The sequence below is a fragment of the Nocardia sp. CS682 genome (genome assembly GCF_004634405.1).
In the GTDB taxonomy this organism is placed as follows: domain Bacteria; phylum Actinomycetota; class Actinomycetes; order Mycobacteriales; family Mycobacteriaceae; genus Nocardia; species Nocardia ninae.
The window spans coordinates 8076964-8089419 of record NZ_CP029710.1 but is presented as its reverse complement, the minus strand read 5'-3'; the positions used below and the strand labels follow the sequence as shown (position 1 = coordinate 8089419).

Sequence of the window (12456 nt, the reverse complement as noted above, 5' to 3'; positions counted from 1 at the left end):
TTGATGCGTCGCTGCCGAGCGGCGATGGCTTCCGGTGCGTTCGGGCACCGGAAGCCATCGCCTACGGCTATCTCGGGAATCGGCCGGTTCAGGAACAGGCGGGGTCGATCACGTAGTAGTTGTCGCCGGTCTTGCGCAACTTCGTCGTGCCGGAGACGACATTGAGTCCCATGTCCTGGTTGGAACCGTTGGCCAGGGCCCGCCCGCCACCGTTGTCGTGCGCCCGCCCGGCCTGCACGTGCTTGTAGTTCGAGTCCGCGAAGCAGGGCTGGACCGGCGGGGTAGTGGTCGAGGTCGGCGGGGTGGTCGTCGACGAGGGCGGCGTGGTGGAGGTCGGCGGATTGTCATCCTCGTGCGCGATGATGAAGTCGCGCATGATCTTCAACGCCTGGGCATCGGAGATGATGTTGAAATGCGTCGGGGTGGTCAGCAGCCGATTGTCGGCGCCCTCGAGTTTCGCCGAATCGGTCGGCGCCACATTCCAATCACCCGATGACCGCAGTGTCAGATAGGCGACCTTGTCATTGTGCGGAACCTCGGTGCCGGAGTTGAGCGCGGTCAAGAACGGCGTATTCGGTTCGGCGAACTGCTGGCAGGAGACATACTGCTTGCAGAAATTGAACGTCGTGCCGTGATGCGGTCCGGCGAACGAAATGTACTGCGAGACGGTGTCACCGCCGCCGAGATTCTTGATGTAATAGCGCGCGGCGAGGGTGGAGGCGGACCAGGTCGCCAGCACCACTTTCTTCGCGCCGGTCTGCTGCCGGACTTGGTTCACCTTCGCGCCCAGTTCTTTGGCCGCCACCGCGAGATCCTGGGTCATCTTGCTGCTGTCGGTCCAGGTGAACAGCCGGTCGGCCGGCCAGCCGTTGGACTGCAGATTCTGCTTCATCGGATCCATGTTTCCGACGTCTCCGGTCATCCCCGGAATCATGATGACCGGATCATGATTGGGCGCTGCGGCATGGACCGTGGGCAGTGTGGCCGCCAAAGCCCCGCCCGCGCCGACCACCGCCGCGATCGACAGTGCCGCCAACCCGCGACGCACCCAACCAGTGGTTTCGGAATCAGCCGGACGCTGTTTTCGTGAATGGAAAAGCATCGTTGCCTCCTGCCCCGCCGAAACACGGCACCCGGGAAATGTGTGCTCGTCGCCCCGGGATTCGACGGGGTTGTGATGCGGAACACCCGAGGTGGTTTAGACCATAGGAACGCCCGCCACCGCTGACGATGGGTACCGGCGACACATTCCCGACCACGCCGATGTGCAGTTCACATCGCCGCGAGTCCGTCTCACCCCGTTGTCCGGCAAATTCGCGATCGCCCGCGCCGGCAACATATCCGCTCGCCTTTCCGTGTGTGCGTTGCACATTGAGGGCCCCTATAGGCGGCGATAGTGTGCGCTGTCATCACTTATCCGGCGGAGCGTGCACCTCGACCCGCGTAAGCGCCACAGACCCGCATGCGAAATCCGGTGAATCGGCACTCCCGGCCACCCGATGACATCTAGGGTTCGATCAAGACCTCCGGACCCAGTCCGTGCAGTAACCCTCGGAGGAGCAATGACGGTCATCCAGGGCAGTTCGATTCTCGATCTGCTGCTCGAAGACGCCGATATCAGCGCATACGACGCGGCGTTGGAACGGGCCAGGCAGGCGGGTGCGCCGGTCGAGCGGATGATCGAACTCGAACACGAACGCACCGTCGCGATGCGACTGCGGGAAAAGCTCCTCAACCATCGGCGCAACGAGGCCGAGCTGCAGCTGCTCAACGACACGGCCAACGATCTGGCTGCCATGCGCGATCCCGATTCGATCCTGCAGGCGATCGCCGATCGGGCGCGCCGGCTGCTGGGTTGCGATCTGGCCTACATCAGCCTCAGCGACCGCACCCGCGGCGACTGCTACATCAAGGCCGCCTCCGGAAACATCTCCGGTCTGCTGAACGAGTTGCGGCTGCCCCGCGGCGCCGGAGTCGGCGGCAAAGTCGCCCGGACCGGCGAACCTTACAGTGTCTCTTCCTATTTCGACGACGACACCCTCGAGCGCACCCCGGAAATCGACGCGACGGTCGAGGCCGAGCGGATCGAGTCGCTGCTGGGGGTTCCGGTCAAACTCAAACAGGACATCATCGGCGTGCTGCTCGCCGCGCACCGCAGTCAGCGGCCGTTCAGCAGCCGCGATATCGGCGCCCTGGTGATGCTGGCCGCGCACGCCGCGGTGGCGATCGAGAACTCGCGGCTGCTCACCGCCACCCAGGCCGCCGTGGCGGACCTGCGGGTCGCCAACGCCACGATCCAAACTCACCTCGCCGAGCTGGAACGCACCGCCGAGGTGCACGAAAGGCTGACCAAGCTCGTCATCGAGGGCGTCGACGTGGCCGCGGTCATCGAGGCGACCGCGGCAGCGGTGACCGGGGAGGTGGTGCTCCTGTCCCCCGATACCGATCCGCCGACCTCGACCGAGCAGGTCGAGGCGCTGGCCCAGCGCGCACATGCCAAGGGGCACAGCGTCGTCGAGGGTCGGCTCTGCGCGGTCCCGCTGATCACCGAATCCGAATTCCTGGGCACCTTGGTTCTGCTCGGCTCGGCCGCCGTCGACGACACCGATCGGCGCATCCTCGAACGCGCCGCCCTGGTGGCCGCGCTGGTTCTCGTCACCCGCCGGCGCATGGCCGAAGCCGAGGCACGGGTCCGCGGCGAATTGCTCGCGGATCTGCTCTCCGCGCAGACCCACGACCACGATCTGCTGCGTCGTCGAGCGGCCCTGCTCGAGGTCGATCTGGACAGCTGCCATGTCGTGGTGGTCGCCGAGCTCGAAACCGAGCCGAGGGAGCCAGTTTTCGCCGCGATCGCCGCGCTGGCTCGACGCCTGCGCTGTTTGGCTACGGTGCGGCACCGTTCGGTGATCCTGCTGTTGCCCGGCACAGATGCCCGAACCATCGCCCGCGACGCGGCGCGGGAGTTGACCCGCATCACGCGGGCACCGGTCACGGCAGGCGCGGCGATAGCCGAAGGTCCGACCACCATCGCCGCGAGCTACGAGGAAGCCGCACGCTGTACTCGCGCACTGATCGCACTGGATCGGGTCGGCGCGGTAGGCGTCGCCGCCGACCTCGGATTCGTAGGCACGTTGTTCAGTGGCGAGCCCAACATCTCCGGATACATTCGCTCGGTGCTCGGCCCGGTTCTGGATTACGACCGGGAACGCGGGGCCGAGCTGTTGCAGACGCTCGACGTCTTCTGCGCCACCGGCCAGAACAGCACCAAAGCCGCGCAGCTGCTGCATTTGCACGTCAACACCGTGACCCAGCGATTGACCCGCCTGGCACAACTACTCGGCGACGACTGGCGGGAACCCGAGCAACTGCTCGAAATCCAGGTGTCGTTGCGATTGTTGAAAGCGCAAAGCGCCTAGCGGAATCCACCGGCGCGGAGGCACCTATCGGGCGAATTGTCTGGCGAGTAACTGCCAGCACTTCGGGCCGCCCCACGTCGGTAAACGCGCGGGTGTGATCCTGATCAACAATACCTAACAGTTACTGTTTAGCTAACGATAGGCGAGTTGTCCAGATCAGTTCCGAGCCGTCTCCACAGGAGGACCGTATGAAGCAGCGTGCAGCGATACTGACCGCAGCGGTGAGCACCGCCCTCGCGGCGCCACTGTTGATGACCGCCACCGCCAACGCCGATGTGTGGCAGCCGGTCCCGGGTATCTCGATCCCGCTGCCCGACGGCGTGTTCCGGGGCCTGCCCGGCGTCATCGCCACCCCGCCGCCCGGGCCCGCGCCCACCGAAGGCGCCCCCTGCGAAGGCGACGGTCACTGGGTGCACCTCGAGGGTGGCAACGCTGCTCACTACGGCACCGAATGGCTGTGCGCCCACAACTGACACCCACCTAGGACCGCAAACCGGTCGCGAACGCTCGGGTGGAGTGCTGGCACAGCTGACGCTCCCCCGGACCAGACATCCGACCAAACGGTGAGATGACCCGATCTTCCTCTGCGGAATCCAGGGTGGAGGTCGGGTTATCGCTGCTGGGCTGCGGAGTCCAGCAGCGCTGCATAGTCGGGCAGCTCGACCCCGTTGATCGCACGCTCGACCAGTTCGGCGAACCATTCGCTGGTGAAATCGACGCTCGGCTCGGCGTCCGGGCCGGGGACCTCGCGGCTGCGCGCGCTCAATCGGCCGATCTCCTGGTTGGCCTCGACGAACGAGCGCATCTGCTTCTCGTAGGCGGCGAATCCGGCTTCCGGGTCCCATCCGGCGGCGGCCAGCTCGCCGGCCAGGAGGTAGGCGCCGACCAGGGCCAGTCCGGTGCCTGCCCCGGACATCGGTGATGCGCTGAATGCCGCGTCCCCGAGCAGCCCCGCCCGTCCGTTCGACCAGCGGTCCATCACCACCTGGGCGACCTGGTCGAGGTAGAAGTCCGGGGTGTCGGCCAGGTGCGCGAGGATGTCCGGGGTCAACCAGCCGAAGCCGGCCATTCGCGCACGCAGCAGGCGCTTTTGGGCCTCGACGTCGCGGTAGTCGACGTCGAAGTCGCCCGCGGGGAAAGAGAACATGGCCATCGCCTTGGTGGCGTCCGGGACGGGCCGCAGACCGGCGGAGCGCCCGGATTCCTGGTAGTCGATCAGCCAGCGGTCCAGCTGGAACTCGTTAGGCACGCTGTAGAAAGCCAGCACGTGCCCGAGGTGGCGGATGAACCGCTCGTGCGGTCCGAAGACCATTGCTCGTAGCGCCGAGTGCAGTCCGTCCGCCCCGACCACCAGGTCGAAATGCCGCCGGTCGCCGCCGGCGAAAACCACGTCGACCCCGCCCGCATCCTGGGTGAGTTCGGCGATGCGGTCGCCGAAGATGTACTCGACAGTGTCGCGGGTGTCGTCGTAGAGCACCTGGGACAGGTCGCCGCGCAGAATCTCGATCTCCGCGATGTATCCGTCACCGCCGTGGTCGTCGGCACGGTGGGTCTCCAGCACGTTCCCGTCCACGTCCACGGTGTATGCGCCGGCGGTGTCGGTGCAGGCCGCGCGCACGGCACCGTCGAGCCCCATGCGCCGGATGACCTCCTTGGCCACCCCACGCGCATCTACCGCCTGCCCACCCGGGCGCAATGCGGGAGCCCGCTCCACCACGGTCACCTCGGCGCCCCACCGGTGCAGCCAGTGCGCCAGCGCTGGTCCCGCGATGCTCGCCCCCGCCACCAGCACCTTGGGACCGCTCACCTGCTCAACCGTCCGGACTGTTTGCTCCTGCGCAGGGTTCTCGACGCTCATCACTGCCTCCATGTGTTCCTCCTGCACTGGAACCACCCCAGCGCGGGCCCACCGTGGTCGGTGTATCCAGCCATACCGACTACGTGCACACACGAAATTCATCGGTACCGGCGAAATCGTGCCACGCTCCTGCGAGCTCCCCGAACTCTGCGGTTGTGTCCGGCGAGCGCCGACGCCTCCCTTTCGCGTCCCAGCCGACACCTTCGGGCACGACTGCAGGACGCACCCTTCGGAACATGAAACCGTCCCGAGCACCCGCTAATCGTCTCCGAAGATTCCACTAAGCATCGAGTTTTACGGTTGCCTCATCAATTCGGAATCGACCGAAAAGGTGGGAAATGTTAAGTACTGACCGGGATTTCGAGAGAATGCCGAGCATCAGCCCGCCCACGGCGGCGAGCCGAGAAGAGCTGCGCGCCGAGCTCGCGGACTTGCTGCAACATGATCCCGCGACCCTTACCGATTCCGCCCGGTTCGTCGAAGACCTCGGTATGGACAGCCTCGACATGATGACCCTGTCAGCGTGGCTGGACTCGCACGGCGTGCGCGTGCAAACTGATCACGAGCGTCGCGGCACCGTCGGCGATGCCCTGGCGCTCGCGGAAACCGTTGCGGGCAAACGTGTTCAACTCACCATCCGGGCCGGCAACGCGGCACCGTCAGGCCCCGGCTCGGTGCCGGACCTGCCACCGTCGCAACCCGATCCGCTCGCTCCAGTCCTGCACAGCTCGGTGTTTCGGCTCGACGCCCTCCAGCCGGCCGACACCGAATACCTCTACGCGCTCGCGGTTCGCCCGGAGAACTGCTTCCGCTGGCGATACCGCGGGGCACCGCCTGCGCCCGAACGTTTCGTCGAAGAGCTGTGGGCGCAGGTGGTCACGCAGTACGTCGTGCGCCGCATCGACGACAACCAACCCGCCGGGCACGTCGTCGCCTACGGCGCCGACCGCCACGGCGGTCACGCCTACCTCGGCGCCGTGTTCGAGCCGGCGTACGCCGGAACCGGACTGGCTGCCGAGACGATCACTCTGTTCGTCCGATACCTGTTCCGTACCTTCCCATTTCGCAAACTGTATCTGGAGGTCCCCGGCTTCAACTGGCCGCAGCTGAGCAGTGGCGAAGGCCGCTACTTCCAGGTCGAGGGCCGGCTGCGCGACCACGTCTACTACGCCGGGCGCTACTGGGACCAATACCTCTGCGCGATCTACGCAGAGCAAACGTTCGAGGAATCGACCTCGGATGGCAAGGAAAGGAAACTGTCATGAAGTCAACTGCTCGCCGCAGGATGCTCGTCGGCGTATCGAGCCTCGGTGTCGCCGCCGCGGCGATCGCGCCGTCCACCGCGTATGCCGCGTCCCCGGCACCGGAACCGTTGGCCGCGGCGAAGTTCGAGGTTGCCGAGGCTCGCACGCCGCTGCCCGCGTGCGTCGATGTCCGGCACTCGACCGATTGGCGCCAGAACAAGCTCGACGTCACGAACAACTGCGGCTACGGCGTCAATTGGTTCGTCGACAAGGAAGGACCCAACCTCGATTGCCGGCACACTCCCGCGGGCGGGCACGACCGTGTCACCTGGGGTATCCAAGACGCCTATCACGGCACCTACAAGTGCGGCTGAGCCAGTGGGCGAATCCCATTGCGTGCAACGGGATTCGCCCGACCCGCAGCCAGGAACCCATCGATCGGCTACTGATCGGCGAGGCTCTCGATTCGCATTGCCGTCGAACCGATTCGGATCGTATCGCCGTCGGCGACCAGGGTGCCGGTCACGATTTGTGTTCCGTTGACATAGGTTCCGTTCGCCGACCCGAGGTCGACGAGCAGCATTCCGGCCTCACGAACGACGAGCCGCGCGTGCTGCCTGCTGACGCGCACGTCGTCGAGGACAAGGTCGTTGTCCGGTTGCCTGCCGATCCGGATCCCGTTGACGATCTCGACAGTCCGTCCATCCGACAAGCGCAGCACTGCACGCGGTTCGGATTGCGTTGCCGCCGTGGTGGTTTTGCCGCGCGGTAACTCGATCGGCCGCAGCGGCTCCTGACGGCGGACCTGCTGCTCGAGGGCCAGGGTGACCGGATCGGGATCGAGCCCTTCCAGTTCCGCGAGATTCGTCCGTAGCCGCCGGCACGCGTCGAGCGCCTCGGCTTGCCGCCCGGCCAGGTACAGCGCGGTGACCAGCCTGCGCCACACGGCCTCGTTGACCGGATGGTCGGCTGCCAGGGTGGTCATCGCACCGACCGTCTCGGCCGCACGCCCCAGGGCGATTTCGGCGTCGACGCGGCTCAGCACCGTATTCAGGCGGCGGTCGGCCAGCTCGGCCGCGAAGTTGTCCGCGAAGCCGAGTCCGCGCAGATCGGCGAGCGGGTCGCCGCTCCACTGCGCCAGTGCCGTATCGAAATGCGCGAGCGCACCGGCGTGATCGCCCGCCGCGGCCGCCGCTGTGGCTGCGGCCCGCTTCGATTCGAAACGCGCTGCATCGCAACAGTTGTCGGAAAGTTCGAGCTGATAGCCGGGCGTGATCGTCCGAAGGATGGCGGCGGGGTCGGCCCCCGCCGTCCGCAGGGCCTTGCGGATATCGGCGACGAACACATGCAGTGTCGGGGCGAAGCGACGCGGCGGACGGCCGTCCCAAATACCATTGGCCAGCGCATGAGACGACACCACCCGGCGCCGGTTGACGGCGAGCATCCCCAGCACCGCCCGAGGCTTGGTGCCGCCGATATTCAGTGCCGAGCCGTTGACCAGTAGCTGTACGGGTCCGAGCAAGCGCACTTCCACCGACGGCACAGTCTCGTCGGGCATCTGCCCAGGATAGGCGGTCGCGCCGGAACGCAGCGAGTATTCTGGAATGCGTTCTCGTGCAGGAGGTGCAAGATGGCCGCCCCGTCCTTGCTACGGGGCACGGTTTTCGCCGACCACCTGATCGTCGAACGTCTCGGCTCCGGCGGCATGGGCACGGTGTACCTGGCGCACCACCCACGCCTACCCCGGTCGGTAGCGTTGAAGGTGCTGGATCCCGAGCTCGGTTCCGATCCGCGTTTCCGGGCCAGGTTCGAGCGCGAAGCCGAATTGGTTGCGCAGCTGGATCACCCGAATATCGTCGGCATTCACGACCGCGGTATGGAAAGCGGGCTGCTGTGGATCTCCATGCATTACGTCCCCGGTGGTGACCTCGCGCGCCTGCTCCGCCGGCATCGGCGCGGACTGGACCCACGTCGCGCGATGCACATCGTGACCGAGATCGCCGAGGGCCTCGACCACGCCCACCGGCGCGGCATCGTGCACCGAGATATCAAGCCCGCCAACATCTTTCTCGGCACGGAAGACCGAATCCTGATCGGAGACTTCGGCATCGCCCGCACCACCGACGCGGATGCCACCGAGACCGTCGGGCCGCCCATGCTCACCCGGGCCTACGCCGCACCAGAACAGTGGGCGGGCGATGCCACGGACTCGCGTACAGACGTCTATGCCCTCGGTGTCACGCTGCACGAACTACTCACCGGCCGGCTCCCGGGAGCCGGTGTCGCACAGTCGCTCCCGCCCCGCCTGGTGGCCGTGATCGCCAAGGCTTGCGCTGCTGACCCCGCCGATCGCTACCAGACCTGCGGCGACCTGGCTGCCGCCGCGACCGCCGCGCTGTCGACGAACCGTCGCCGCCGCCTCGCATCCGTCGCCTTCGGCACGACCGTGACCGTGGCGGCAGTCTTCGTAGCTTGGGACACCATGCGACCCGATCTCATCGACGGCGATCCGTGGCCCGCACCGGCCCTGGTGGAGATACCCGGCCCACCGTTCCCACTGCAATGCCCCATGCCCTACCTGAAGTCCGATCGCGGCCCGAAAGGACTGTGCACCGCGGTAGATGCCGTCAAGAACGAGGCAACCTTCTACTTCTACTACCCGCGCACCAACGAACGGGAACACCGGGAAGGACCCTTCGCGATCCAGAGCCGGAGCGAACCTGCCAAGAAACAAAAGGACGGCACCACTTACGTAAGCGGTCCTACCGTGAAGTCGTCGTTCGCGGGCGCGGTCAATGTTGGGCACCGCTACGACGCCGACCGCGAACATGGGGCTTTCGCCCGCGACACATTCGGCGGACTCCTGCCCTTCTTGGCCGCCTTCGAACCGTTACCGGTATGCCGCTCGGTCGCGCAGTGCTGACCTGCGCTGCGCGGCAGGTGATTCACTCGCTGCTGCCGCCCCCGGCATGAAATTCCGATGCGGAGGCACTGGTTCCGCCACTGCGCCTGCCGATGGCACGGCCACCCGCGTTGGGCTGATCGCCCTGGTTACGGCGGCGGATGACGCCGATGACACCGACTACGACCAGCGCGACTGCGACGAGGAAACAGATCCCAGCGGCGACCGGAGAGAAATCCACCAGTGCGGCAGCGGCGATGAGCACCACGCCTGCGATGACAAACGACATCCGAACCTCCCGGTGACGGCAGCGCGTTCAACATACGAACTTACAGCTCCGGCCATTTTTCTGCCCGCGAAACCGACTGCACGGACGGCAATTTCGGTACACTAACGGGTGGTGAAAGGGGGCGGAAGTCACCTCTACTCGGCTGAGCGACGCGCCCAGATTTCTTCATCGAACGCAGCTATGACGCTCTATTCCGAGTGATGGGAAGCGAAATGAGTATCAGTCAAAAGATTACCGCCGGCGAACTGAACGATCTCACCTTTCACGGCAAGCTCGAGAACGGGCACCTGGTGCCCGGTGGCCTGCTCGGCGATCAGGCCGCGATGGACGACATCGAGGTCGGGATGTATGTGCTGGAGAAGGACGGCACGCTGATCGCCTGTAACAAGACCGCTATCGGAGCGTGGGGGCGCACTCCCGAACTCGGTAAGAGCGAGAAGTACTGCGGTGCGTTCCGGCTGCGTTACCCCTCCGGCGAGGTGATGCCGCACGAAGCGGCCCCGCCGTCGGTGGTCATCAACAACGGTGGCACCGTGCGCGACGCCGATGTCATCTGCGAGCAGCCCAATGGTTTCCGGCTGCTCGCGCTGGTCAACGTCTTCCCGATCCGCGACGAGTCCGACGAGGTAGTGGGCGCGGTCAACATCTTCCGCCACAACACCACCAAAACCGTGCCAGGGCTGCTGGAGTCGGCCGACGCAGGCTAAGCACGACTGCACCAGCCACGCAGCGCCTGTCCCCGCCGGGATTCACCTGGCGGGGAGAGGCGCGGTCACTCGCCGCAGAAGTCGACCACCCCGCCCTCGATCCACCGGGGCAAACGCTCAGCGATGAACGCCGCCAGGTCGCGGCCGCTGGTTTCGACCTCGCGGATCTCTTCGAGATACTTCGCCATCGCGCGCTGCGCGCCAGCGGTCGAGCTCGTCTCGAGAAATCCGGTTCGTTCGATGTGCAAGCCCTTTTCCAAGGATTCGGAGCCGCCTGCATAGATAGCACGCTTGAGCGCCCCGACCGCGACCGGTGACCTGCGGGCCAGCCGTGCGGCGGTGCTGCGCGCCTCGTCCAGCAAGTCGGCCGGCGCGACCAATCGGTGCACGAGGCCGATGTCGCGGGCCCGGGCCGGCGTAATCGGGGCACCTTCCAGACACAATTCCAGCGCGCGGGCAGCACCGAGCACCCGCGTGAGCATCTGCGTGCCACCGCCGCCGGGGATGATCCCGACGAGGATTTCCGGTTGACCGATCTCGTAGGGACCCTCGGCCATCAGCCGGATGTCGCACGACAGCGCCAGCTCACAGCCGCCACCGAGCGTGCGACCATTGAGCGCGGCGACGAATACCTTGTCGGAGTCGCGCATTCGGCGGCACACCTCGTGGTAGCGACGCAGGTCGGCGACGCCACCCGCGCCCGCGCGAGCCAGTGCCGCTTGTCCGCCGGGAACGCGATCGGCGGCGCGGCTGGTGTGCAGCGCCGCGGCGGCGGCGCGCCGGGTCAGGGCCACCGGCGATGCCGCTGCGCCGGCGAGGATTTCGGCGACGTCGTAGTGACTGACGAACACATCCTCGACCGCGCTGGTCAGCACAACTGCGCGGACGGCGTCATCGCGTGCGAGCGAGGCGAGCAGATCCACGAGAGCGGCCATGATTTCACTGGTGAGGAAGTTGTAGGGCGGGTTGTCCAGCCACACGGTCAGGACGGCACCGTCACGTTCGGTACGGATCATGATTCCTCTTCTGCCGAAGGTCTTTTCACTGTCGAGCGCGACGGAGTCCGAGCCTGATCACCGCAGGCATCACCCGCTGGTAGCCGACCGGGAACAGTCGCTGGACGACATCCATCGCGACCGCGTCGGCGCCGATGCGGACTTTCGCCTTACCGCGCCGGATTCCATCCACGATCGCCACTGCCGCCTGCTCCGGCGTCGTGCGTGCTATCCGGTCGAACATCTCGACATTGGCTGCGGCAGAGCCGGCTCGAGCGACACCGGTGCCCTCGATCCTGGTCGACCGCGCGATATTCGTCCGGATACCGCCCGGATGCACCGCCATGACTCGCACGGACGATCCCGCGAGCCGCAGTTCCATCCGCACCGATTCGGTGAATCCGCGCACCGCGAACTTCGTTGCACTGTAAGCAGATTGGCACGGCATTCCGAGCAACCCGAACACGCTCGACACATTGGCGATGGTGCCGCCGCCGGATCGCTCGAGAATCGGGTAGAACGCCCGCGTGCCGTGCACGCCACCCCAGAAGTTGATGTCCACGATCCAGCGCAGACTCTCGTCGCTGATCGTGACGCCATCCCCGAGCACTGCGACTCCGGCGTTGTTCAGCACGATATCCGCTCTACCCCAGCGCCTTTCGACGCCGTCGGCGAAGGCATAGATCGAATCCTCGTCCCCCACATCGACCAGATGCGTACTGACCTCGGCACCGACCCCGGCCACTCGATCCGCCGTCTCCTTCATTCCCAGCTCATCGATGTCGGCCAGCGCCACTATGGCACCGCGGCGGGCGAATTCGACAGCCGTCGCCGCCCCGATCCCCGAGGCGGCTCCGGTCACCACCGCCACCTTGCCGTTCAGCCGCCTATCAGCCATGTTGCAGCCCTTCGCTCGGTCCCACCGATACCACAATAGGGAACGATCGCTCCCTAAAGTAGGGATAGGTCCGTACTAGGAACAAGACTGTCTCCGTGCACAACTGGATGCACCAGCATCGGTCCGGTGCACGTGCCGAAGAGATGA

The 12456-nt window shown here is 66.1% G+C and carries 12 protein-coding genes; 6 read left to right on the top strand and 6 right to left on the bottom strand.

Annotated features, from left to right (window positions below; genetic code table 11):
* Window positions 1-88 precede the first annotated feature (88 nt).
* A complete protein-coding gene (locus DMB37_RS36655; protein ID WP_135236618.1) occupies window positions 89-1048 on the bottom strand; it encodes a triacylglycerol lipase in 960 nt (319 codons plus the stop codon).
* A gap of 514 nt (window positions 1049-1562) precedes the next feature.
* Between DMB37_RS36655 and DMB37_RS36650 the strand changes: the two genes are divergently transcribed.
* Both DMB37_RS36650 and DMB37_RS36645 read left to right on the top strand, forming a co-directional pair.
* A complete protein-coding gene (locus DMB37_RS36650; RefSeq protein ID WP_167769046.1) occupies window positions 1563-3416 on the top strand; it encodes a GAF domain-containing protein in 1854 nt (617 codons plus the stop codon).
* Window positions 3417-3604: 188 nt separating this feature from the next.
* Window positions 3605-3889 carry a hypothetical protein gene (locus tag DMB37_RS36645; RefSeq protein ID WP_135236616.1) on the top strand — a complete coding sequence of 95 codons (285 nt, stop codon included), beginning with the start codon at window positions 3605-3607 and terminating at the stop codon, window positions 3887-3889.
* A gap of 137 nt (window positions 3890-4026) precedes the next feature.
* Here DMB37_RS36645 and DMB37_RS36640 read toward each other — a convergent pair whose 3' ends face one another.
* Window positions 4027-5223 carry an FAD-dependent monooxygenase gene (locus DMB37_RS36640; RefSeq protein WP_206055102.1) on the bottom strand — a complete coding sequence of 399 codons (1197 nt, stop codon included), beginning with the start codon at window positions 5221-5223 and terminating at the stop codon, window positions 4027-4029.
* A gap of 419 nt (window positions 5224-5642) precedes the next feature.
* On the opposite strand from DMB37_RS36640, the gene DMB37_RS36635 reads away from it, so the two are divergent.
* The gene (locus DMB37_RS36635; protein ID WP_167769044.1) at window positions 5643-6539 is read left to right on the top strand and encodes a GNAT family N-acetyltransferase; all 897 of its coding nucleotides are present in this window, start codon (window positions 5643-5645) and stop codon (window positions 6537-6539) included.
* On the top strand, window positions 6536-6892 hold the full coding sequence (locus tag DMB37_RS36630; RefSeq protein WP_135236614.1) for a hypothetical protein: 357 nt from the start codon (window positions 6536-6538) through the stop codon (window positions 6890-6892). The genes DMB37_RS36635 and DMB37_RS36630 overlap by 4 nt, the downstream gene beginning before the upstream one ends.
* A gap of 68 nt (window positions 6893-6960) precedes the next feature.
* Here the strand turns inward: DMB37_RS36630 and DMB37_RS36625 are convergent, their stop codons facing one another.
* The gene (locus tag DMB37_RS36625) at window positions 6961-8076 is read right to left on the bottom strand and encodes a BTAD domain-containing putative transcriptional regulator (RefSeq protein ID WP_135236613.1); all 1116 of its coding nucleotides are present in this window, start codon (window positions 8074-8076) and stop codon (window positions 6961-6963) included.
* Between the two features lie 72 nt (window positions 8077-8148).
* On the opposite strand from DMB37_RS36625, the gene DMB37_RS36620 reads away from it, so the two are divergent.
* A complete protein-coding gene (locus DMB37_RS36620; protein WP_135236612.1) occupies window positions 8149-9441 on the top strand; it encodes a serine/threonine-protein kinase in 1293 nt (430 codons plus the stop codon).
* 22 nt (window positions 9442-9463) lie between these two features.
* Here the strand turns inward: DMB37_RS36620 and DMB37_RS36615 are convergent, their stop codons facing one another.
* Window positions 9464-9709, bottom strand: a complete 246-nt coding sequence (locus DMB37_RS36615) for a hypothetical protein (RefSeq protein WP_135236611.1) — start codon at window positions 9707-9709, stop codon at window positions 9464-9466.
* 212 nt (window positions 9710-9921) lie between these two features.
* On the opposite strand from DMB37_RS36615, the gene DMB37_RS36610 reads away from it, so the two are divergent.
* Complete coding sequence (locus DMB37_RS36610) at window positions 9922-10416, top strand: PAS domain-containing protein (RefSeq protein ID WP_135236610.1); 495 nt, start codon at window positions 9922-9924, stop codon at window positions 10414-10416.
* A gap of 65 nt (window positions 10417-10481) precedes the next feature.
* Here the strand turns inward: DMB37_RS36610 and DMB37_RS36605 are convergent, their stop codons facing one another.
* Window positions 10482-11432 (bottom strand): enoyl-CoA hydratase/isomerase family protein, encoded by a 951-nt coding sequence (locus tag DMB37_RS36605; protein ID WP_135236609.1) that lies wholly within the window; start codon window positions 11430-11432, stop codon window positions 10482-10484.
* Between the two features lie 25 nt (window positions 11433-11457).
* Window positions 11458-12309 carry an SDR family oxidoreductase gene (locus tag DMB37_RS36600; protein WP_135236608.1) on the bottom strand — a complete coding sequence of 284 codons (852 nt, stop codon included), beginning with the start codon at window positions 12307-12309 and terminating at the stop codon, window positions 11458-11460.
* Between the last annotated feature and the right edge of the window lie 147 nt (window positions 12310-12456).

What these genes read in the sequence shown, in the direction of transcription:
- DMB37_RS36630 (WP_135236614.1), top strand. Translation starts at nt 6,536, where the DNA reads ATGAAGTCAACTGCTCGCCGCAGGATGCTCGTCGGCGTATCGAGCCTC.
- DMB37_RS36605 (WP_135236609.1), bottom strand. Translation starts at nt 11,432, where the DNA reads ATGATCCGTACCGAACGTGACGGTGCCGTCCTGACCGTGTGGCTGGAC.
- DMB37_RS36645 (WP_135236616.1), top strand. Translation starts at nt 3,605, where the DNA reads ATGAAGCAGCGTGCAGCGATACTGACCGCAGCGGTGAGCACCGCCCTC.
- DMB37_RS36615 (WP_135236611.1), bottom strand. Translation starts at nt 9,709, where the DNA reads ATGTCGTTTGTCATCGCAGGCGTGGTGCTCATCGCCGCTGCCGCACTG.
- DMB37_RS36610 (WP_135236610.1), top strand. Translation starts at nt 9,922, where the DNA reads ATGAGTATCAGTCAAAAGATTACCGCCGGCGAACTGAACGATCTCACC.
- DMB37_RS36635 (WP_167769044.1), top strand. Translation starts at nt 5,643, where the DNA reads ATGCCGAGCATCAGCCCGCCCACGGCGGCGAGCCGAGAAGAGCTGCGC.
- DMB37_RS36600 (WP_135236608.1), bottom strand. Translation starts at nt 12,309, where the DNA reads ATGGCTGATAGGCGGCTGAACGGCAAGGTGGCGGTGGTGACCGGAGCC.
- DMB37_RS36625 (WP_135236613.1), bottom strand. Translation starts at nt 8,076, where the DNA reads ATGCCCGACGAGACTGTGCCGTCGGTGGAAGTGCGCTTGCTCGGACCC.
- DMB37_RS36650 (WP_167769046.1), top strand. Translation starts at nt 1,563, where the DNA reads ATGACGGTCATCCAGGGCAGTTCGATTCTCGATCTGCTGCTCGAAGAC.
- DMB37_RS36620 (WP_135236612.1), top strand. Translation starts at nt 8,149, where the DNA reads ATGGCCGCCCCGTCCTTGCTACGGGGCACGGTTTTCGCCGACCACCTG.